Source organism: Clostridium chromiireducens (genome assembly GCF_002029255.1).
Classification (GTDB): Bacteria; Bacillota; Clostridia; order Clostridiales; family Clostridiaceae; genus Clostridium; species Clostridium chromiireducens.
The window spans coordinates 69364-92223 of record NZ_MZGT01000013.1 but is presented as its reverse complement, the minus strand read 5'-3'; the positions used below and the strand labels follow the sequence as shown (position 1 = coordinate 92223).

Annotated in this window: 18 protein-coding genes and 2 pseudogenes; 5 read left to right on the top strand and 15 right to left on the bottom strand. The window is 29.8% G+C overall.

The annotated features are described in order from the left end of the window. Positions 1–214: 214 nt before the first annotated feature. From CLCHR_RS06410 to CLCHR_RS06375, 8 genes are all read right to left on the bottom strand, one after another. Positions 215–1360, bottom strand: a complete 1146-nt coding sequence (locus CLCHR_RS06410; protein WP_079438873.1) for a pyridoxal-phosphate-dependent aminotransferase family protein — start codon at positions 1358–1360, stop codon at positions 215–217. A 156-nt stretch (positions 1361–1516) separates the two neighbouring features. Continuing rightward, positions 1517–2758, bottom strand: coding sequence for a L,D-transpeptidase family protein (locus CLCHR_RS06405; RefSeq protein ID WP_079438872.1), 1242 nt, complete (start codon positions 2756–2758; stop codon positions 1517–1519). Positions 2759–3101: 343 nt separating this feature from the next. Then, positions 3102–4004: a chemotaxis protein gene (locus CLCHR_RS06400; RefSeq protein WP_079438871.1), complete on the bottom strand. Its 903-nt coding sequence runs from the start codon at positions 4002–4004 to the stop codon at positions 3102–3104. Between the two features lie 628 nt (positions 4005–4632). Continuing rightward, on the bottom strand, positions 4633–6060 hold the full coding sequence (locus tag CLCHR_RS06395) for a 6-phospho-beta-glucosidase (protein WP_079438870.1): 1428 nt from the start codon (positions 6058–6060) through the stop codon (positions 4633–4635). Between the two features lie 102 nt (positions 6061–6162). Continuing rightward, positions 6163–8064, bottom strand: coding sequence for a beta-glucoside-specific PTS transporter subunit IIABC (locus CLCHR_RS06390; protein ID WP_079438869.1), 1902 nt, complete (start codon positions 8062–8064; stop codon positions 6163–6165). Positions 8065–8189: 125 nt separating this feature from the next. Continuing rightward, positions 8190–9020 (bottom strand): BglG family transcription antiterminator LicT, encoded by an 831-nt coding sequence (gene licT, locus CLCHR_RS06385; protein WP_079438868.1) that lies wholly within the window; start codon positions 9018–9020, stop codon positions 8190–8192. Positions 9021–9568: 548 nt separating this feature from the next. After that, complete coding sequence (locus tag CLCHR_RS06380; protein WP_079438867.1) at positions 9569–10714, bottom strand: toxic anion resistance protein; 1146 nt, start codon at positions 10712–10714, stop codon at positions 9569–9571. A gap of 24 nt (positions 10715–10738) precedes the next feature. Beyond that, a complete protein-coding gene (locus tag CLCHR_RS06375) occupies positions 10739–11935 on the bottom strand; it encodes a 5-bromo-4-chloroindolyl phosphate hydrolysis family protein (RefSeq protein WP_079438866.1) in 1197 nt (398 codons plus the stop codon). A 548-nt stretch (positions 11936–12483) separates the two neighbouring features. Between CLCHR_RS06375 and CLCHR_RS06370 the strand changes: the two genes are divergently transcribed. Further along, positions 12484–12948 (top strand): GreA/GreB family elongation factor, encoded by a 465-nt coding sequence (locus CLCHR_RS06370; RefSeq protein ID WP_079438865.1) that lies wholly within the window; start codon positions 12484–12486, stop codon positions 12946–12948. A 103-nt stretch (positions 12949–13051) separates the two neighbouring features. Here CLCHR_RS06370 and CLCHR_RS06365 read toward each other — a convergent pair whose 3' ends face one another. The 4 genes from CLCHR_RS06365 to CLCHR_RS06350 form a co-directional block, all read right to left on the bottom strand. Next, a complete protein-coding gene (locus tag CLCHR_RS06365; protein ID WP_079438864.1) occupies positions 13052–13315 on the bottom strand; it encodes a hypothetical protein in 264 nt (87 codons plus the stop codon). 35 nt (positions 13316–13350) lie between these two features. After that, positions 13351–14493 carry a flagellin lysine-N-methylase gene (gene fliB, locus CLCHR_RS06360; RefSeq protein ID WP_079438863.1) on the bottom strand — a complete coding sequence of 381 codons (1143 nt, stop codon included), beginning with the start codon at positions 14491–14493 and terminating at the stop codon, positions 13351–13353. A 249-nt stretch (positions 14494–14742) separates the two neighbouring features. Then, the gene (locus tag CLCHR_RS06355; protein WP_079438862.1) at positions 14743–15876 is read right to left on the bottom strand and encodes a deaminase domain-containing protein; all 1134 of its coding nucleotides are present in this window, start codon (positions 15874–15876) and stop codon (positions 14743–14745) included. A gap of 111 nt (positions 15877–15987) precedes the next feature. Next, entirely contained in the window at positions 15988–16566 is a 579-nt protein-coding gene (locus CLCHR_RS06350) for a TetR/AcrR family transcriptional regulator (RefSeq protein WP_079438861.1), read from the bottom strand. Between the two features lie 367 nt (positions 16567–16933). Between CLCHR_RS06350 and CLCHR_RS06345 the strand changes: the two genes are divergently transcribed. From CLCHR_RS06345 to CLCHR_RS06335, 3 genes and pseudogenes are all read left to right on the top strand, one after another. Continuing rightward, on the top strand, positions 16934–17569 hold the full coding sequence (locus CLCHR_RS06345; RefSeq protein WP_079438860.1) for a flavodoxin family protein: 636 nt from the start codon (positions 16934–16936) through the stop codon (positions 17567–17569). A gap of 85 nt (positions 17570–17654) precedes the next feature. After that, positions 17655–18872 carry an MFS transporter gene (locus CLCHR_RS06340; RefSeq protein WP_079438859.1) on the top strand — a complete coding sequence of 406 codons (1218 nt, stop codon included), beginning with the start codon at positions 17655–17657 and terminating at the stop codon, positions 18870–18872. Positions 18873–18949: 77 nt separating this feature from the next. After that, positions 18950–19219, top strand: a pseudogene (locus CLCHR_RS06335) (nitroreductase family protein); the annotation flags it as partial. 59 nt (positions 19220–19278) lie between these two features. Here CLCHR_RS06335 and CLCHR_RS06330 read toward each other — a convergent pair. The 3 genes and pseudogenes from CLCHR_RS06330 to CLCHR_RS06320 form a co-directional block, all read right to left on the bottom strand. Further along, complete coding sequence (locus CLCHR_RS06330) at positions 19279–20055, bottom strand: class I SAM-dependent methyltransferase (protein WP_079438857.1); 777 nt, start codon at positions 20053–20055, stop codon at positions 19279–19281. A 237-nt stretch (positions 20056–20292) separates the two neighbouring features. Beyond that, positions 20293–20412, bottom strand: a pseudogene (locus CLCHR_RS25425) (PEP/pyruvate-binding domain-containing protein); the annotation flags it as partial. Further along, on the bottom strand, positions 20413–21231 hold the full coding sequence (locus tag CLCHR_RS06320; RefSeq protein WP_079438856.1) for a helix-turn-helix domain-containing protein: 819 nt from the start codon (positions 21229–21231) through the stop codon (positions 20413–20415). A gap of 242 nt (positions 21232–21473) precedes the next feature. Between CLCHR_RS06320 and CLCHR_RS06315 the strand changes: the two genes are divergently transcribed. Then, positions 21474–22715 (top strand): MFS transporter, encoded by a 1242-nt coding sequence (locus CLCHR_RS06315; protein WP_079438875.1) that lies wholly within the window; start codon positions 21474–21476, stop codon positions 22713–22715. Positions 22716–22860 lie beyond the last annotated feature (145 nt).

The following is a 22860-nucleotide window of genomic DNA, read 5'->3' as shown; positions in this document are numbered from 1 at the left end:
TGCCTTCGGCGACGGAGGTCTTTTGTCATACACAAAATCAAATGATAAATTGTAAAATTAAACATTTTTACTTAATAGTGTAGATTGATTTTTACTTCTATTTTTTCATAGCTTACTTTACACTATCTTATGTATTTATTATTTATTTTTCATCAACAAACTATGTTTTTCAAAAATTAATATTAATTTGAATATTATCGTAATACTCTAAATTTTACTCTTTTAAGTATTTATTAAATAATCTAATTAATTCATTATCAGTTTTAAATCCCAAATCTTTCAGCCCATTATCAATTATGTTTAATGCAAAAACCATCTTTTCTTCCCTTGCATTTTCCCCCATATGTCCTATTCTCAAGATAACATCATCATAAGGTTTTAACGAAGTTATAATTAAGGTGTTATACTTACATAGCATATGACTTTTAAGCTTTAATGCACCTATGCATTCAGGTATTTTAACAGCTGTAACTGTATTAGAATATCCTTCTTCTAAAAATAGCTCAAGACCGTACTCATCAATTGCTTTTCTTGTAGCATTCGCTATTTTTTCATGCCTATTAAGTACATTTTTAATTCCTTCTTCTAAAATATTATCAACGGCTTTACTCAAACCCATAATATCACTTATTGGCATTGTATAAGGGAACCATTTATTTTCATAATAATTTTCCCATATATTTAGATTACAATAAAAACCTACTACTGGAGTTTTCCTATTTTTCATGGCTTCTTTAGCTTTTTCACTAATACTAACCATAGTTAATCCAGCCGGAGCTGAAAATGCTTTTTGCGATCCACCTAAAGCTATATCTATTTTCCAATCATCCACCTGTATATCTTCACCAGCCATTGCTGAAACAGAATCTACAACGGTTATAATTCCATACTCATTTAGCATTGGACATATCTTAGATAAATCATTTAAAACTCCTGTTGGCGTATCGCAGTGAACTATTGTTGCATACTTAAAATCATGATCTTTTTCTAAGAATTCTTTTAATTTATTTATATCTATAGCTTTGTTGTAATCATCCGAAAAATATACCCCTTCTCCTCCGTACATTTCTACAAAGTCTTTAAATCCTCTTCCATAAATCCCATTGTCTAAAACAAGCACTCTATCTCTCTGTTCAGTAAGTGTGGCACATGCAGCTTCTAATCCTAAAATCCCCTCCCCACTTAATATGTATACTGGATTTTTAGTCTTTATTATTTTGCCGATCTTATCGCAAGTATTCTTATAAAATTCTACAAATTCTTCATCAACATCAGGATTTGTAGTTGCTTTAGCTCTTTCTAATCTTACATTTTCCTTTACACTTGTAGGCCCTGGAGCATAAACAAATTTATCGTTCATCAAAGTCCCCTCCTCTTTTTCTCAGATTTTAATACTAATAAAATATCACACAAAATAAAAAAAGTAAATTGTATGGATACAATTTACTTTTTTTATATTAATATTTCATCTATCTCATAAGCCGCAATTATCTTACTAAAATATCATTTTCCCAAATTAGGAATTATAACAAATTACAGCTACACCTGAATTTATATTATTATACACTGTTTTTGCAACATAGTATGGAGCATTTACACATCCGTGAGAACCATCTGTCTTATATATTTCTCCTCCGAACTCTGATCTCCAGTTTGCATCATGAAGCCCAATATTTCCATTAAACGGCATCCAGAAACTAACTGGTGCTGCATAGTCTTCACCTCTTAGCACAGTATCTTTCTGTTTGTAGTAAAGTCTATAAACTCCTGCTGGTGTTGAGTGCCCAGCGTTTGCATTACCTGTAACAACATCACCTTCTACTACTAAGTAACCATCTTTGTAATACCACAGGTGCTGCTTAGTCATATCTATTTCTACAAAAGTACCTCCAACGTTTCTAAAATAACTAGCTGCTGAAGTTTGAGCATATATTGGATGCTTTTCTATAGTTTGTCCATTTTTTATATTTTCTATTAACGCACTCGTTTCAGCTTCTCTATTTATTATCCAGCTATGATTATTTCCATCGTAACCTCCACTAACTTTTATACTTGTCCCTAATAATGATGTATAGGCATCTGCTAAACTATCTACATATTTTCTCACAAGTGGTTCATAAAGGCTTACTTCATAGTCTTCTCCAATAATTATCCAATCTTTTATTGCCAATCCATCTAAAGTTCGCGTTTGTCCTGCAAAATTATAAGTTATATTAGCAGATATATATCTATTAAGCGTCTCTTTAGCGCTAACTATTTCCGAAGAAGTTGTAACAAACTTAGGCTCTTCATAACACTTTAATTCTTCCAAATTTATTTCTGTCTCTCTGTTATTAATAGCTTTTACTATATTTTCATATAAAGCGCTCCTATTTATGCTATTTCCATATATCTCCTTGCAAATTACAAAGCTGTTATTTTCATAAACTAGCTTAGCATTTTGAGATCGGATCACTTTACTAGTATCAAAGCATTGAAGTTTATTTATGCGTTCATTTAATAAATTTTCATCATAAGAAATTCCCTCAGGGACTGTAGAATCATATTTCAAGCTTATCTCAGCTCCTGTAATCTGTTCTTTTATGCCTTCCTTTTCTTGTAATGATAAAGTATAATCTTTAGCCGACTTTTCACTAAAAGTTTTAGCTGAGACATATGTTACATTACTAAAAAAGACTAATCCAAAAACAAACAAAGTAAATAAAGAAGTAATAATACCTCTTACTATATTATTTAACCTATATTCATCCGTCTCCATAATAACCTCCTGTTAATATTAAAAATACCCTATTCCTAATATCTTATAAGAACTCCATCCGTTCTCAACACTTTACAATCCATGTATTCTATGTGACTATTCCCCCTTTACAATCGTCTATAACATTGGGTATTTTATCTTTTTAAAAGCTACATGATAATTTGTACATTTAGTATTATACAATATTTTCCATAAATAACGCAATTATATATTTTATTCTTTCACGATATTATTTAATTTAATAAAAAGGTATGGCTTATTAACCCATACCTTAATTCAAATGCTTCAATTAAATTTTATTATTTATTAATTATTTTTTACTTAATAATCTATTTTTTTGTTATTAAATGCCTAATAATCTATCAATGGTATCAACAAGTTCACTTACCTCAGGTTTACTCAATTGAGCATCCGCCTTAACAGACTCCCCTTTATGTCTTAACTCTTGTGTAATTAATGATGAAAATATTACAACAGGTAATTTCTTTAATTTTTCATCTTCTTTTATTCTTCTTGTTAACGTAAGCCCATCCATCTGAGGCATTTCAATATCTGTAATAAGCAGTTGTGCTTCTTTAATAAAATTCTCTCCGCTTTCTTCTACAAGCCCTCTTAGATAGGCTAACGCCTGGCTTCCATCATCAAAAATTCTCAAATTTTTAAATCCTGCTTTTGTAAGAGTATCTTTCAAAAGTCTTCTAATCAAAGCCGAATCATCAGCTAATACTAATCTTATATGTGATCTATCTTTATAATCTACCTGGATAAGTCTATCCTCACTAATTCCAACGCTTGGACAAATATCTGTAACTATTTTTTCAAAATCTAACATAATTAATACTTTACCATTTAAAAGAATATTTCCAACAGCTAATGAATTTTCTGATAAGTCATCTGGTTTTCTTATTTCGCTCCATTTAATACGATGAACCGCTACTATATCATCGATATTAAACGAAACTTTAATCTTATTGAATTCACAGACTATAACTTTAGATCCAAGATTTAAGGCTTCTCTCTTACTTAAAACATATTTTAAATCAATTAAAGTAAGAATCTCATCTCTACACAAAATTAGTCCGGCTATTTCTGGTTTAGGGTCTGGTAATTTAGTTAACCCACTCTTTGGCATTTCTATTACTTCTTTAACTTTAACTACATTAATTGCATAATGATTTCCGTTTGCAATAAATTCAATAATCTCTAATTCTCCAGTACCTGATTCTAATAATATATTGTTATTCATAATGCCTCTACCCCTTACTTAAACTTTATATAATTCCTAACTTTTATTGACTAATAGAGAAACATATTTCTACTCTTTTCAAAAGTCATAATAGTACTAAAAATGTATTTTTCATTTGATTCATAATAGAATGTATATATAAAATATAACATAATTATTATTGATTCTCCAACAAAACCTTTACTATATTATCGATAGCATATTATTTTTCTTTATATAACGGTATTGCGAAGAATTCGAAATATAAAAATACTTGTAGTTTAGCGATACTTTAATGTTACTTCTATACAATCGAAAGAGAAAGATTTGCAATCTTTACTACAATTCCAATATAAATTAGGTAGGTATCTGTGGAATCCTTAAAGTTATAGCAAAACAAAGAAATATAAGACATATATGTGGAGCAGGTATAGAAAAATAAGCTGTCGGAATATCTTACCGAAAAATCGTTCCACTTCAAATTGTCCTGCGCTTGTCACAGGAGCATTTAGAAGTGGTGCAACTTTCCATTTAGATATTCCCAGCGATATTTTTCATAATCCTGAGGAACATATATGTCTTATATTTCAGCTATTTACTGTTTAACTCTAAGTATTTCATAATACCTTTATAGAAAAAACTACTATTCCTATAATTGTTCACCATTAGTTTCTATAACTTTTTTATACCATCCAAAACTCTTTTTCCTACTACGTTTTAAAGTACCATTTCCTTCATTATCTTTATCAACATATATAAATCCATATCTTTTCTTCATTTCTCCTGTGGATGCACTTACAAGGTCAATACATCCCCATGGAGTATAGCCCATAAGTTCAACACCATCAATAATCACTGCATCTCTCATAGTCTTAATGTGTTCTCTTAAATACTCAATCCGATAATCATCTTCAACATATCCATTCTCATCCGGAGTATCAACAGCTCCCAATCCATTTTCAACTATAAATAATGGCTTTTGATAGCGATCATATAAAGAATTTAAAGTGATTCTAAGCCCAAGAGGATCAATCTGCCATCCCCACTCACTTGCTTTTAAATATGGATTTTTTAACGTAGCAAATACATTACCTTCTGTTTGCGCATTTACTTCTGGATCAGCGCTGGTTAGTCTTGATGCATAATAACTGAAAGAGATGAAATCAACTGTATTATTTCTTAATAATTCTTCATCCCCTTCTTCCATTTCTAAATAAATATTCATTCTTTCAAACATCTTCTTTGCATAATTTGGATACTCTCCACGAGATTGAACATCAATAAAGAAATAGTTTTCCCTATCCTTTTCCATAGCTTTCCATACATCTTCAGGTGCACAAGTATTCGCGTAAGTATTACCTGCAGCTAGCATACAACCAATCTTAAATTCCGGATTTATCTTATGCGCTATTTCGGTAGCCTTTGCACTTGCAATTAATTGATGGTGTGCCGCCTGGTATTTTATAGCTTCTTCATTTTCTTCTTCAAAAACTAATCCAGCGCCAATGAAAGGTAGATGTAGTAACATATTGATTTCATTGAATGTAAGCCAATATTTTACTTTGTTTTTATAACGTTCAAATATAACTTCACATAATCTTTCATAATAACCTACCATTTTACGGCTTCTCCATGAACCAATTGTCTCTACAAGATGCATTGGCACATCAAAGTGAGTTATTGTTACTAATGGTTCGATCCCATATTTAAGACATTCATCAAAAACATTATCGTAAAATTTTAGTCCTTCTTCATTTGGAACTTCATCATCTCCATTTGGAAATATTCGAGCCCATGATAAGGATAAACGAAAAGTCTTAAATCCCATTTCTGCAAATAAGCCTATATCTTCCTTATAATTATGATAAAAATCAATTGCCTCATGGCTTGGATAATAATGTTCCTCATCAGATTTAAACATCTTCATTTTTCCAAGCATCACTGGAAAACGGTCTTTACCTGCAGGAATCACATCAACTGTAGATAAACCTTTGTTTCCTTCTAAATATCCGCCTTCACATTGATTTGCAGCAGTAGCTCCTCCCCATAAAAATCCATCAGAAAAACCTTTTGACATAATCATTTCCTCCTCATGTGTCATATAAATTCAGTTACTTCATTATTACTAAAATTCAAAGCATAAGACAAATTTCCTCTTATGCTTTGAATTCTTATTTTTTTAAATCATGACTCTTAGCAAATCTTCATTATAATCAACAACTTTTTTATCAGTTTCAATAACATCTAAATAATTATCAGAATTAGTAATAACTACAGGTGTTATTAAAGAATATCCCTCTTTTTCTATAGCTTTAACATCAAATTCTAACAATACTTGCCCTTTCTTTACGCTCTCTCCTTGTTTTGCCTTAGGGTAAAAATGTTTTCCTTCTAATTGAACAGTATCCATTCCCACATGAATTAATATTTCAGCACCATTAGTACTTGTGATTCCTAATGCATGACCTGTTGGGAAAAATGTTGTCAAAACTCCATCTACAGGAGCAACTATTTTACCTTCAGTTGGTGATATTGCTATACCTTTTCCGAGTGCTCCTTTTGAAAACGCTTCATCTTTTACTTCCGATAAAGATTTAACTTCACCTTTTACTGGACTCACCAATATTTCTTGCTTAACTAAAGGATTTACTGTGTTTGAATCGTTCATACTTTTACTTGAATCTGCATCATCTTCAAGCTTTGTAAAGAACATCAATATAAATCCAATCAAGAAACCTGCTATCATGGCAACTATTGAGCCATAGAAACCACTATCCATTCCATTTGGACCAATATAACCCGGTATTCCAAAAATACCCAAGCCTCCTACCATATATATATTAGAACCCATAATTCCTAATATTGCACCACCTAGTGAACCTCCTATACAACTCAAAATAAATGGTTTTTTACGTGGTAATGTAATACCATAGATAGCTGGTTCTGTAACTCCAAAAATTCCTGAAATAAATGCTGGTATACATAATGATTTTAACTTAGTATTTTTTGTTTTAAGTAAAATAGCTCCTACTACACCTGTTTGAGCAAATGAAGCTGCAAATATAAGTCCGAGAATTGGATCTTGATGTAATACTGTTAGATTATTTATTGCTATAGGAATAAATCCCCAATGTAATCCAAATATAACAAATACCTGCCAGAAAGCACCCATAAATAACCCTGCAACTACTGGACTTAAACTATAAATGGAAAGTGTTAAAGCACCAAGTAATTTACCTGCCCAAGTTGCAATAGGCCCTATAACTATAAAGGTTAAAGGAACAATAACTAGTAATGTACAAAATGGAACTAAGAATGCTTTAACTACATCAGGAATTACCTTTTTAAATCCATTTTCAATTTTAGCACCTACATATGTAGCTAAAATAATTGGTATAACACTTGATGTATAACTCATTAGTATAACCGGAATTCCTAGAAAAGTTATATAAACTGGTGATTCAATTAGTGTACCCGCAAATAAAGTATATAGAGGCTGAGCTGGAGGCACTGTTAATCCTGCTAATGATGGATAAACTAATGCTGCACCTATTGCCATACCAATAAATTTATTCGCTTTAAACTTATTGGCTGCTGTATACCCTAAGAAAATTGGGAAAAAGTTGAATAAACAGTCTCCAGTTGCGTTTAAAATTTGATAAGTTCCATCAGTGGTGTTAAGTATATGCAAAGCTATGAATAATGCATTAAATCCTTTGATCATTCCTGTTGCAGCTAGTACTCCTAGAATCGGAGTAAATACACCTGATACAGTATCTATAAATTTATTAAATGGACTCATTTTTTCATTTGAATTATCTTCTGAAGCTGTAGCAAATCCACCTACAGCAACAACATCTGCATATACATCTGGAACATGATTTCCAATAACTACTTGATATTGTCCGCCACTTTTTACAACTGTAACAACACCATCCATATTCTTCAATATATCAGTATTTGCTTTACTCTCATCCTTCAATTTAAAACGCAAGCGAGTAATACAGTGAGTTAAGCTATTAACATTTTCTTTTCCACCGACATTCTTTATAATGTCTTTTGCTAATTGTTCATACTTCATAATATATTTCTCCTTTATTATATATTTTTATAAAAAAACGAGACCTAATATAGATAGACATAAATTTTCTATCCATATTTGGTCTCGCCTGCTTTACCAGTAACAATCCAACATTTTATATTTATTTATCTTTGAGTTACACGTTGAATGTGTATAGTTAGATATAATTGTTCTTCATCAGATAATTCTTTCTCCAAATACTTCTGTATTTTCAACATACACTCATATGCTTTTTTATATTTGGTTCTAACTTGCTTTAATAAAAAATCATCCTCTTCTTTTTCCATCTTTTCATTTTTATTTAGTCGTTGAAAGAAGAATCTTAAATGTGTAACAAATCTCTCATAATTAAGAGATTTTTCATTAAGTGCAATATTATATGTGTACTTAATTATATTTAATATATCTTGTATCATTTTTGTTTGATGGGCAATATCTTCTACTTTATTGCTGGAAATATTAGTTTGCGCATTTATTAAATGAAGAGCTATATTACCAGCTTCATCTTCAGGTAATCTTTTATTGGTCTCATCTTCAATAAATTCTAATGCTTTTAACCCTATTTCAAATTCCTTGGGGTAAAATTTCTTAATTTCCCAAATTAGCGCATTAGGACGATTAAGTCCCTCCTCAAATAATTTTAATGCATAACTAATATGATCAGTTAAAGTAACATATATATAATCATTTAATTCAACACTTAATATATTGTTGGCGTATTCAATAATATCGTAACATAGTGAAACATGTTCTGTAGGAATATCTTCTAATAATAATTTAAATTTCTCTGAGGCATCTTTTTGTTTTAGTATAAAAGTTTTTTCAATTAGATTTTCATCTACTTCATCTCCTACACTTTTTTTAAATCCAACTCCACGCCCCATAATAACAATCTCTTGTTTTTTTGAGTCTTTAGCCAAAATAGCATTATTATTAAATATCTTTTTTATTATCATTCCTATCCCCCAATCACTATGTATTATATATTAGAATATAAAAACCCTAATTAATCAAAAGAGAACTATTCATATCTCTTCTCATTAATTAAGGTTTCGCCTGATCGAATCAGTAACAATCACAATATTTATATGTAAGCGTTTAATTTATATTCTTATGATATCTTATTTTATATTTATTGTCAATATTTTTTGTAAAATAAATTTTATCTTACAAAATCTCAATTTAAAGGTATTGTGAAGCATCCGAAATATGAAAATACTTGTATTAAGGGGTTATTTAAAGTTTACTTCTAAGCAACCGAAATGGAATATATGTGGAGTCAGGCATTGAAAAATAAGCTGCTAGAATATCTTAATGGGAAGTTGTTCCACTTTTGCTTGTCTTGTGCTTGTCACAGGAACACGCAGAAGTGGTGCAACATTCCATTTAGATATTCACAGTGAAATTTTTCACAGTCCTGCGGAACATATATGTATTCTATTTCGGTTGTTCATTGCTTCACTTTAAGTGCTTCACAATACCTTTGAAGTATGTAGTTTCCATTTTATTGCTTCATTTGAAGTAATCTATTTTTTAATTGTTCCTCAATGTTTTGTAATTCCGCTTCTGCAGCTTTACGCTTTTGACGTCCTTCTGTTTGTATTCGAAGTACTTCATCAAGAGTTGAAATTAACGATTCATTAGTTGTTCTAAGAGTTTCAATGTCAACAATTCCACGTTCCGATTGTTTAGCTGTTTCTATTGTTGACATTTTAAGTGTTTCTGCATTTTTACGTAAAAGTTCATTTGTCATATTTGTTACTTCATTTTGAACCTTAGCAGCATTATTCGAATGCGCTACTCCAAGAGCGAGAACAATTTGACTTTTCCAAAGAGGAATAGTATTAACAATAGTAGATTGTATCTTTTCTGACATAAGAGAGTCATTATTTTGAATCAAACGAATTTGTGGTGCCATTTGAAGAGATATCATTCTAGTTAATTCTAAATCATGAATCTTTTTTTCAAATCGGTTGCAAAGTGCTACAAGATCATTTGTAGCTTGCGCATCCTCTGGAAGACCACTTATTCTTGCTCTTTCCGCTAACTTAGGAAGTTCTTCTTTTTCTAATTTTGCAAGCTTCTTTTTTCCTGCTAAAATGTACATGGAAAGTTCCTTAAAATATACTTTATTAATTTCATACATTTTATCAAGCATAGCAATATCTTTTAATAGTTGTATCTGATGATTTTCAAGACTGGTACAAATCTTATTTATGTTTCCCTCAACTTTATCATACTTTGCTTTCATTTGGGAAAACTTTTCTGTAGTCTTTTTGAAAAGTCCTAAAAATCCTTTTTTCTCATCTACGGACTCAAAATTCTTCAGCTCTACTACTACATTAGTAAGCATATCGCCTACTTCTCCTAGATCCTTAGTCTTCACATTACCTAAAGCTGTTTCAGAAAAATCTGCAATTTTCTTTTGTGCACCAACTCCATATTGTAGAATTGAATTTGAGTTAGTTACATCTATTTTTTCTACGAACTGGTCTACCATTTTCTTTTCTTCATCTGTTAAAAAACTATCATCGATAGCGTCTACTGCTTTCTCTTCCTCTTGTATCTTAACAACCGAGGCCTCCTCCTGGAATGGCTCAAATGTTAAGCTTGGAGTGATATCAATATTTTCTTCAAACCCATCATTCATTTTCAATTCCTCCCTTTTTTATTATTACTTTTCAAAATCATTTTTGGTCAGTCCTTCTTGCGTAAGCAACGTTTCAAGAACAGAAATATCTGTAGAGATATCTAAAGCAATCTCTTCAAATAAATCATCTAACAAATTTTCAAAAGCAAAATTTATAATATCAATTGTTTTTTCAATTTCATTTTTAGCATTCTTTATATTTTCCCCATGAACTGGTTGGTCATTAAGCTCTTTATATGAATTAACTAACTTTAAAGTCATAGGAAGATAATGATTAATGAATTTACTAACCTCTGGCAATTTCTTAGGATTTTGCTCTACATGCTTAAATATTTGAGCTACAATATTTTGAAGTCTAGACAATTTTACTGAGATCTCTTCTTCTGGTATAGCATCATTTACACTTTTTATTTGCTCTATATGATTTCTTCCCATTTCAATTGTAGTTCTTAATTCCTTCTTAGCAGGATCATTTACTTCTTGCTTTAATTGTTCTTGTCTTTTTAATTCTTCTTCATTACGCATCTTTAGAGCTTCTTGAGATGCTAAATAATTCTCATAAACTTCATCACTTAACATGAAATATGTCTTTTTATCATCAATATGACCCTGAGGAAACATTCCTAGGTCAATCATTTTCCTTAAGTCTTTCATAACATATTTATTCTTCTTTTTAATTGAGACAGCTAATTCCTCAATAGAACAATAATTATTACTGTTAAGAGATCGTATATACTGTCTAAAACGCTTTATCCTTTTTCTCAAACTTATTCCTTTTAATGTAAGCCCCACACTTGGTACAAAAAGCGCAAATAAACCGCTTAAAGTAATAGTTTGGACAGTTGAAAACCCACTAATAAAATAACTAGAAATTGATATTGAAATTAGTGTAATTCCAAATAATCCACTCAAAATAGCCCCAAATACTGTGTAAATTATTCCCGATATACTTCCAGCTGGTCTTTTAGCAATATACATTTTCATCTTATTTTCTTCTTTTTTTGTTACACCCATATCTCTATATTTATTCTTAACTTTTTCTTTTATTTTTTTGTTATAATGATATGATTTATCTTTTAAGGTTGTTTTAACTTCATTAATAGCGTCTGCAGTTTTATCATCAACATCTTTTTTAATCCTAGCAAAATCAATAGCATCAAATGCATTCTTTACCGTTTCTCTAATTTCCTCTTCTAAATCAGAAAAATCTCTTCTGCCCATACCCATGCCTCCAAATTCTATTCTTATCAATCATAAAAACCTTGCTATATGTCCATAACATTTTGCCTTTATTATATATCATTTTTGCAAAAATTACAATTTGTAACATTTTATCATTTTCTTAATTTATCACCATAACTTATAGAAAAATTAAACATACCTTTATAAATATGTAACTTGTCAAAATATAAAAATCTGACTCTATTAATGAAATATTAAAGTCAGACTTTCGTGCTATAGTTTTAATTTCTGCCTATCTCGAAATGATGAATTAATTAGCCAAACATATATATCTATTATTAAAACATGTTTTTCTAGATTATTATCCCTTTCTTCAAATTCTATTCCACTTTCTTCTAAAAGTAAAACTTTCGCTGTTTTAAAACATGATACCTCTAATACAATTTATTCATATTTCTATATTTAATTATTCTACTACATCACTTATCTTACACTTATAATATTGGCTGTTAAATAATTAACTTTTATTTTTTTTTATATACTATATAATATTAATATAATATATACCGTGGGGAGATTAAGTTTTTATGAATAACAAATTGACTGAAGAGAATATGAAGAAATTACAAGAAGAATTGGAATATAGAATGACTGTAAGGAGAGCCGAAATAGCAAAGGAAAAATTAACAGCAGCTGCACACGGCGATAGATCAGAAAATGCAGAATATAAAGAAGCTTGTGCAAATTATAGGGAAAATGATAACAGAATTCAATACTTATTGACCATGATTTCAACTGCAACTATAATCGATGATTCAAGCACAGATAAGTCTACACTTGGAATTAATAGTAAAGCCAGAGTTAGATTTATAGATGATGATGATGAAGTTACTGTCACATTAGTAACTACTATGGATCTAGATCCTGAAAACATGCGTATAAGTATTGAATCAGATTTAGGTAAGGCATTGTTAGGTAAGAAGGTCGGAGACATAGCTGAAGTTAATGCCCCTGAAGACAAATATTCAATAGAAATACTAGAAATATTGTAAAATCCCTTATGGATATAAGAAACCCACGACAAATCTGTCGCGGGTTTCTTATATTGGTTATAAAGCTCGTTTCTTAGTTTCATAAGATATAATAAATTATCATTTAATATAATAATTTATTATATCCCTCAAACATATTGTTATTAACAACCGGCACAACATCTATAACCAACGCCTGATATCCCGGAATCTTTTTTATTGATTCCCTTGCCATTTTTACACCTTTTATATCTTCGAAAAGTGTATCAAAAATTATTCTTATTCCCTCAACCTTTACAACTTTAAATGCATTTTGATTATCTATCTTTACGCTTTCCAATGCTTTAATAATATCATCCTGCCTCCATGCACAATTCACTAAAATCATATTATCACCTCATTTATACTATTTCTTTTCTGGCCTTAAAATAAAGTTATAAAGCACAAATATCCAATTTCCAAAATATCATCCCCAAAACCCTCTCTAATAAATTCTGTAACAGCCTCCGTATTGTTCCCAATAATTCTTGAAAACGTCACAATATACTCTTTAATATCTTCTATATCTATTTTTTTAGTTTTATTTAAGCAATATTTTAGAAATACGGCATACCTTACTAATAAATACTCTAGTATAATCATTTGAAAAGAAATAATCATCTCTTCAATATCATTACTTATGCAGCTGCTTAAAATATCAGATACAATACAATTTTCACTTAACATATTATATTCTTTAAACACATCTTTATAATCATTCCACTTAATTGAAAGACTTTCAATTTCAATGTTTTCCGCAAAGTCTGAAATATCCCCAAGAAGAATTTCAAAACTAGAAACATCCTTATAATTCTTTATAATATCTAGAAATAGATAATTAATTTCTTCAACTGAATCGTTTATGTTAAAATCCATTCCCTTATACATATCTATAAGTTCTTGTATATACTCCCTAACCTTATACCTTTCTAACTCTTCTAGTAAACCATCTTCTCTTAAGTTATACTTTTCTAAAATAATTAATAGCATTTGAAAGCTAACAATTAACTTCTCTTCTAATAGAAACGCTTCCTGCTGCATGATATTAACCACAGCATCCCTGATTCTAAGTTCTAATAAATTACTTTTTAAATTAGTATCATTCTCTGAAATTATATTTATTTTTCCAGTTATACTGCTTATAAGCTCTACTACTTCAGGACATGCACATGATAATGAAAGTTCCTTTTTATTTTCAAAGATATTCTCTATTCTAGGAAATGTATGGCATGTTGATGATAGGTATTCTTCTCCATGACTATTCACTATCTGACATAATCCCTGTTTATCCAAAAGCGGACAAGCTTCATGATTTTCTTTATTAATAAAATACTCTGTTTTATTTCCGGTTTTTTTTATTTTTACACTATCTAAAATATAATTAGCCTTATCATTTTCCCACTTATTATAGGTATCAATGTCTATACTAACGTCCCATCCTTGACAACATGTAAATCTGCATTTATCAGCAATACACTTGAATTTATCATAATTTGAAATTTTTAATATATCTATTTCTTTGCTCATATAATTTAACTCCGTCTTTTCATAATATTAGCCTTATATTAATCATTATAATAGACTTTACTAACTTTATCATAATTTTTGATTATAAATTTTTTTACATTACTTTATTAATGAACTTATACTAAATATAAAAACCCACGAAAATGAACTGTTCAAAGTTCTAGACCTTCGTGAGTTTTATAGTGAAGACAAAGTACGACCTTTAAAGTCCATCTTAAATTCTTATATAAATATCCAACATCTATTCCGTTATTCACCATATTTTCTACTATATTTCACCCGTACTTTTATTTTAGGATGCTTTCCACAAAACTGACTAATTACAAAATAGCAGCTAGGACACGGTTCCCATTTACTATACAAAATAAGATCTCCTTCATTCTTCAATACTTTTGCTTCTATTTGTTTATGTATTTCCTCAAATATCTTTTTTTCACTATCGTTAATTCTGTCATACCCTATTCCTAATTCACCTAATTTATTAACTTTACTACTTTTAAAAATCGCCTCTTCAGGTGGTGGCGCTGCACAATAATCTAATATATTATTACTGCCACTTATCGCTTTAAATTCCCTATTATCATATACTGCTACTGCTATATTTATAGAATCCTGTAACGCTTTGCTTTGGTCTATCTTAAATGTTGTTTTTTCTTTTTCATCAAACTGCATATATTTATTTATATTATTTGTTAGTCGTTGAATTCTTGGTATATTGCTGCTTAAATGTTGGTGATATTCTACAGTTCCTATATTTACCGGAATATATGGATAATTTATTTTTTTAGGCATTTCTATCGATATTGTCTTGGTTTTAGTTTTAGTATTATATTTTTCTTTTACACAATCTTTTCTAATAAGAATCATTTTTTTTAATAATTCTATATCCTTTGCATAAAGATAATCTTTATCTAACTTCTTCTCCAAGTCATCTAATTTTTCATTTTCTTCATCACTTATTATTTTAGATGCATCACTTTTTACTTTTTTTATGACATTTAATATATGCTCAACATTATCTCGAGACCCTAGCTCCCGTTCATATTCAATTCTATCTATATGTAGTTTCTCTATTTTACTTAGTTTTTTGCATAGTTTGTTATGTTCACTTTCAAACAATATGATTTTTTCTATGTAATCAATGAAATCCCTTATATTATTTGCTTTATAAGTAATCTCATTGTCCTTTATACATGAATATAATTTTTCTGTCACACTATTATCTATTTTAAAAGTTTTTGTGATTTTCTCTTTAAATTTTTCTTCACTTAATTCATTTATTTTATACCCTTCTCTTATTAATGCATCCTTGAACTCATTTAAATTTTTGATTTTTATTCGCTCTTTCTTAGTCTTTTTTAGATTTATAGTTCTTTGTGCCATCTTACCTCTTATCTTTAATATTCATTCTTCAAAATTAATGCTTATCTACTTAATAAAAAATCCTAATTGATAGTTCCACTTTCTTTACGTTTAACTAAACCCCAATAACTATTAGATTCTATTTATACCTTTAAATACATAATTTATCATATTATCTATAAACTCATTATCTACTACATCGCCTGTTATTAATATTCTATAGAATAACGGACCGAATATTAAATCCATAACTAATTCTATATTCAAATCCTTATTTAGTTCTCCTCTTAAAATCCCGCGTTCTAAAATATATCTTGAATCAAGTCTACGAGGTTTAAAATATACTGTTCGGTAAGTTTCAGCTAACTTTTGATCAGATTGTCCTTCTGCTATTATCTCATTAATTACTTTCCCCTCGCGGCTAAGTAAAAATTTCGCTAGATTTTTCACTTGAATTATCATATCACTAATAACTGATCCTGTATCGGGTACCGGAAGTCTCACAACAGCTGCATCAAAAAAAGCATCCATAACAACAGCTGCTTTATTTGGCCACCACTTATAAATAGTAGCTTTACTAACTTCAGCTCTTTCAGCAATTTTTTCAATTGTAACAGCTCCAAAGCCATTTTCAAGCAATAAGTCATATGCAGCTGAAAGAATAGCATTTTTAGTTTTTTCACTTCGTGGACGTCCCAATTTTTTCTCCATTATAATTACCTCCATTGTAATTAATTTATAGTAGCATACTTAGTAAACTATACGTCTATTATACTATATATATTATAGTTATCAATTATCCGTTATAAATTTTAGATGTCTAACACTCATCGGATCTAATCATAAACTTCTTTGTATAACTCCTCAACACAAAATAAAATTTTTTTATTTAAAAAACTATTTACAATACTGAACGTTTAGTATATTATATATTTATAAACTAAACGTTCAGTTTTATACGTGCTTTGGTATTTTAAAAACTCGAATTATTCAAATACCTAATGGAAATAATAATTATCATCAGTCAATTAATATCTACTAATTAATACACTTTTTAATATATGAGGAGGAAAAATCAATGAAAGTTATAGCATTTAACGGAAGTCCAAGTAAAGAAGGAAATACTTATCATGGAATAAAATTAGTTACTGACGAACTAGAAAATGAAGGAATAGAAACAGAAATAATTCACGTAGGAAATAAATCTCTAAAAGGCTGTATCGCTTGCGGATATTGCACAAAAAATAAAAATGGAAAGTGTGCTATTTCCACCGATCCTGTTAATGAATGGATTGAAAAAATGAAAGATGCTGACGGAATAATCTTAGGCTCACCAGTACACTATTCAGCAATTGCTGGTACAATGAAGTCATTTTTAGATAGATCCTTTCGTGTAGCAGAAGCAACTGATAGTATGTTAAGACTTAAGGTTGGCGTAGCAGTGGTTGCAGTAAGACGCGCAGGTGGAATTCCAACCTTCGATCAACTTAATAATTACATTAATCATTCTGAAATGATAATCCCTACTTCAAACTATTGGAATGTTATTAATGGAAGATTACCCGGTGAGGTAATGCATGACGAAGAAGGAAAACAAATAATGAGGATATTAGGAAAAAATATGGCTTGGCTTATGAAACTTATTAAGAATGGACAAGGAATTATCAACGAACCTGAACGAGAAGAAAAGATTTTCACTAATTTTATTAAATAAATTATGGTATTCCCTATCCATTTAAATAATTTTAAGCATTAATTCAATCAAATAATTTATTATAATCTGAGGAAGTGATTTAAAAATGTATCAAGCAAATAATGCTTCTATAAAAGCAAATTCATTAATAAATAATCTTGAAGCAAAGCCCATATTAACTAAGTTATTAATATTAGTTATGTCAATAGCTTGTGGGCTTACTGTAGCAAATTTATATTATATTCAACCTCTTTTAGCTGATATAGCAAAAACTTTTGATGTCAACCAATTAAGCATAGGCTTTGCAGCTATGCTTACTCAAATTGGTTATGCAGTTGGAATGATATTCATATTACCTTTAGGAGATATAAAAGAGAAGAGAAACTTAATCGTAATAATGCTTTTGTGCTCAATAATCTCGCTTATAGGTATGTTCTTCTCTCCAAATATATATATTTTAACAATTTTTTCCTTTGCTGTCGGGTTTACTTCTATTATTCCGCAACTCATTATACCTTTAGCTGCACAACTATCAAATCCACAGCAAAGAGGACAAACTATTGGTACAATAATGAGCGGATTACTTGTAGGAATATTGCTTTCTCGCACAGTCAGCGGTATCTTAGGTGGATACTTTGGCTGGAGAATAGTTTATCTTATTGCATCAATCATGATGCTTGCTCTTATGATTATTTTAAGAAAACTAATTCCTTTATGTAAACCAACATCTGATCTGAAATATACTGAATTATTAAAATCATTGATACATCTAATAAAAACAGAACCTGTTTTGAGAAGAACTTCTCTTAATGGTGCCCTTATGTTTGCAGCCTTTAGTGCTTTTTGGACATCCCTAATTTTCTTACTTGAAAGTTCTCACTACAACCTAGGCTCTGAGTCAGCTGGATTATTAGGATTGGTTGGAATTAGTGGTGCTCTGGCAGCCCCAATTGTCGGAAAACTTGCTGACAAAAAAGGTCCTAGATTAGCAATAAGCATATGCATAATTATAGTTACAATTTCTTATTTTATATTCTTCTTGTTTGGTTTCAAAATGCTAGGACTTATTTTGGGCGTTATTCTTTTAGATTTAGGTGTACAATCTTGTAATGTTTCAAACCAATCAATAGTGCAATCCTTAAATGAGAAAACACGTAATAGGCTAACTACTATATACATGGTAAGCTTTTTTCTTGGAGGTGCCTTAGGTTCATTCTTAGGTTCTTACAGTTATTCTCTCTTTGGCTGGTATGGTGTCTGCACTTTTGGAATGGCAACTCAAATTATAGCAATCATTCTACACAAAACTGGGAATAAGTCATAAAATTATATTTTTGCAAATTTAAGTATTATTTATCAATGGAGGTTAAGTCATGAGTTTAATTACAGTAAATAAAGATAAATGTTAATTTTGCAAGAGGAAGAGAAAATTATATTTTTTCATTGGCATACCTGGAATTATATGCTCCAACACTTGGACTCGGTTCTTGCTGGGCTGGAGTCTTTGAAAAAGTTGCACTGAAGGTTAATTCTCCAATGCTTAAATTATTTAATATTCCTGAAGATAAGAAAATAACCGGAGCAGTTATGGTAGGATATCCAAAACATAATTATCCAAGGTTAGTTGATAGAAATTCACTGGAAGTTACTTTTTATGAATCTAGAATATAAAATTATAGAGTAGGACTTACTTAATATAATAAGTTCTACTCTATCTCCTTCTCTTTTCCTTATTCCTTTCTCAAAATATCTAACGTATGTGCACTTGCACCCAACAAATCTGGTCTTTCACACGTAGAAAAATGATACTCAAGAAAAATTCTAAAGGTATCATCATCCATTGCATTCAAAACAGGTCGCATATAATTAGCTGGTCCATCTGCTGCAATTAATTTTATCCTTTTAAGGCTTACTTCTTCATTTAGCTTATTAATATCTTCAACCCTTACATAATCATATAAATCTTCTGGTTCCGATATAACATGAAAATCCTCACTAATTTTCCCATTATCAATACACTCACGAATATTATTTTCCTTAAATCCATATGTTAATACACTATATTCATTCATACAATATGCTACTAAAATAAAACCGCCAGGCTTAGTTACTCTTTTTGCCTCCTGCAACGCTTTAACCTTGTCCTTAAATTGATATAAATGATACATCGGACCAAACACCAACGTCATGTCAAAAGTATTCTCAGAAAATCGTGATAAATCTAATGCTGTTCCCTGCATAGCTTTTACTGTACTTCCTTTTGACTTTAAAATGCCTAAATTGTGCTTAACAAGTTCAATCGCAGTAACATCATATCCTTCATTTGCTAATTGCACAGAGTATCTTCCTGTACCTGCACCAACATCTAAAATTTTGGAATTCTCATTATTTTCTATGTACTCATGAATATATTTCATTGAAGTTAAAAACTCAACCTGCGCATATTTTCTCGTTAATCTTTTGTCCTCACAAAATTTATTATAATATTTTTCTAATTCTATTGTCATCTCTTTGTATCCCTCATCTATTATTATATTAGTAATTATTAAATACAAAAATTGTTCTTTGTATACATTAATTGGGTGGCAATTTATATTCTATTACTATGCTTCTTATATATTATAACAAATATTATACTATATTTTGCAATTAAAATTTTCACATTTTTTCTTCCAATATATCCTTTTCACGTTGCTTAATGTAATTATTCACAAACGCACCTGTTCCCTGAGGATTACTTATCATAAGATCTTTTGGACTACCACAGAGATATGAAGCTTTTCATGCTCAATTTTATTTTGTAATCTATAAAGTATGGCTCTATCAGTAAATAATGAAGCACACCAATTTCTTACAGCATCAATTTATGTTAACATAAGCTGCTCTAATTTATTTTTTGTATCATCATCTATGGGCATTTGAATAGTTATACTTGCCCCCTCTATTTCTGTAGACTTAAATGAAATATAGCTTAAGTATAAATCTCCTACTAAAGGGTGATGTAAAAGTTTTTGCCCCTCTGGTGTTCCCATGATACCTTGATTATTCCACCATTTATTAAATAGAGAATTCTTTTTATTTAATTCACTTATAATCTCATTTATTGTATTATCATTCTCATAATAGCTGTAATTTGCTCTCAATTGTTCAACACGTAATTTAGAATGTCCCTCCCAATTATCTAATAATTCCTTTAGATAATTATCATTAAAAGCTCTCCAAACTGAGTTTCTTTCTTTTTCATTCATGTCTTCATAATTACCATAAACTTTTAGCGCCGCCATATTCCATCCAATCATTGTTAATTTGCTATCAGTAACATAAGCTATGCTAGGATTTTGATTGTCCAAGAATTTTTGTAATGTATTAGAAATAGTAACGGTAGTAAAGTCTTCCATAGGTAATTTTTTATCTGACAAATTAAATAAATATCTTTTTTCTTCATTATTTAATTGTAAAACCCTACTCAAAGAAAGTAGCACATCGATTGAGGGATTAACATTTTGTCCTTGCTCAATACGCACATACCAGTCAATGCTTACTCCTGCTAAATCTGCAACTTCTTCTCTCTTTAGCCCTTTCACTCTTCTTTTTTTATCGAATTTAAGTCCAAATTGTTCTGGTCTTAATGTGGATCTTTTCTTTTTTAAAAATAACCCAAGTTCTTTATTTTTAGATATCATTACCGTCCCTCCCATTTATATTTAATCATCATTGATAATGCGAGTAATTATAAAAATTACATCCTATCTTCTAAACATAGTATTATTAATCATATGATAACTTAGCTTCTATTTAAAATAATATTTTCATTATACACTATTCTCATAACATAGGCATATGAAGGAAAATAACAAGTCCAAATATGCAGGTGGATTGACTTGTTATTTTTTTGATAATGCCTTATAGAGAGGAAGATGTAAAAATGAATAGAGATTTGAAAAACAAAAATTTTTCAAACAAATTATTATTAATTTTATCAATTATTTGTTCAATTATAGTAGCCAATTTATACTACGATCAAGTTTTATTAACCAATATTTCCACTGATTTTTTTGTCTCAGCCTCATCATCTGGTAAGCTTGTAACAGCTATACAGATAGGCTATACAATAGGATTATTGTTTATTGTTCCACTGGGGGATAGATATAGTAGGAAATTATTAATCATTTTAAGTATTATCTGTTCAGCTGCATTATTGTATTTAATGACTTTAGTCTCTACATTTAACTTAATAGTGATTGTAGGATTTTTCATGGGACTTTCCAGTGTTTCAGCACAGCTTATAATCCCATTTGTTTCGTCAAATATTTCATCAGAAAAACGTGGTGCAATAGTTGGTCACTTATTAACCGGAGTATTTCTTGGAGTTCTACTCGGCAGGGTATTAGGCGGAGTTGTTGGCCAATTATTTGGATGGAGAGGAGTTCATGAATTTGCAGCAATAGTTCTATTAATTTTTGCAGTATACCTATATTTTTCTCTTCCTAATGATAACGTGGAAAAAGAAAGTTCATATAAAAAAATAATATTATCCCTACCTCCATTATTAAAAAAAGAGAAAGTATTAAGAGAAACAATAGTTTTTGGTGCTGCTGCGTTTTGTGCATTCAATATTTTCTGGGTTTCATTGTCCTTTATTTTAGAAAATTCTCCTTATAATTATGGAAGTGCAATAGTTGGCCTCTTTGGTTTCTTGGGTATAGCAGGGGCACTCGCAGCTGGATTTTCTGGAAAACTTACAAACAGTAAAAATGCAAGCTTATGGAATCTTTTTGCTTTAGCTATAATGTTTATCTCTTTTCTAATCTTAGGTATAGGTTGGTCTAAACTTATAATTATAATTCTCATAACCTTTACTTTAGATGTTGGTTCAAGGATGAATATGTCTTTAAATCAAGGAAGGATTTACAAGCTTAGTCTTAAAAATCATAGTAGATTAAATTCCCTCTACATGGTTGGATATTACTTAGGCGGATCTCTTGGTTCATGGATAAGTACCTATGTATATGATTCATTTGGTGTTATTGGAATCACAATTGCAAGTTGCAGCGTACTTTCACTAGCGTATATCTATTATTTAATTACTAATAATCTTTTAAGTGAAAAAAACAGTACTAAATCTTCAAATGTATTTAACTCTAAGAATCAACCAACACATCAATAATTTGAGAAACTATTTAAAATATAATCAAAAATAGCGCTCCCCTCTACCTAAAATAATTATTTACTGGTAATAATGATATGATTATTTATCCTATGATAATTTATCATCTATTAAAAAAACTTTTTTAGTTGTATACTACTAAAAA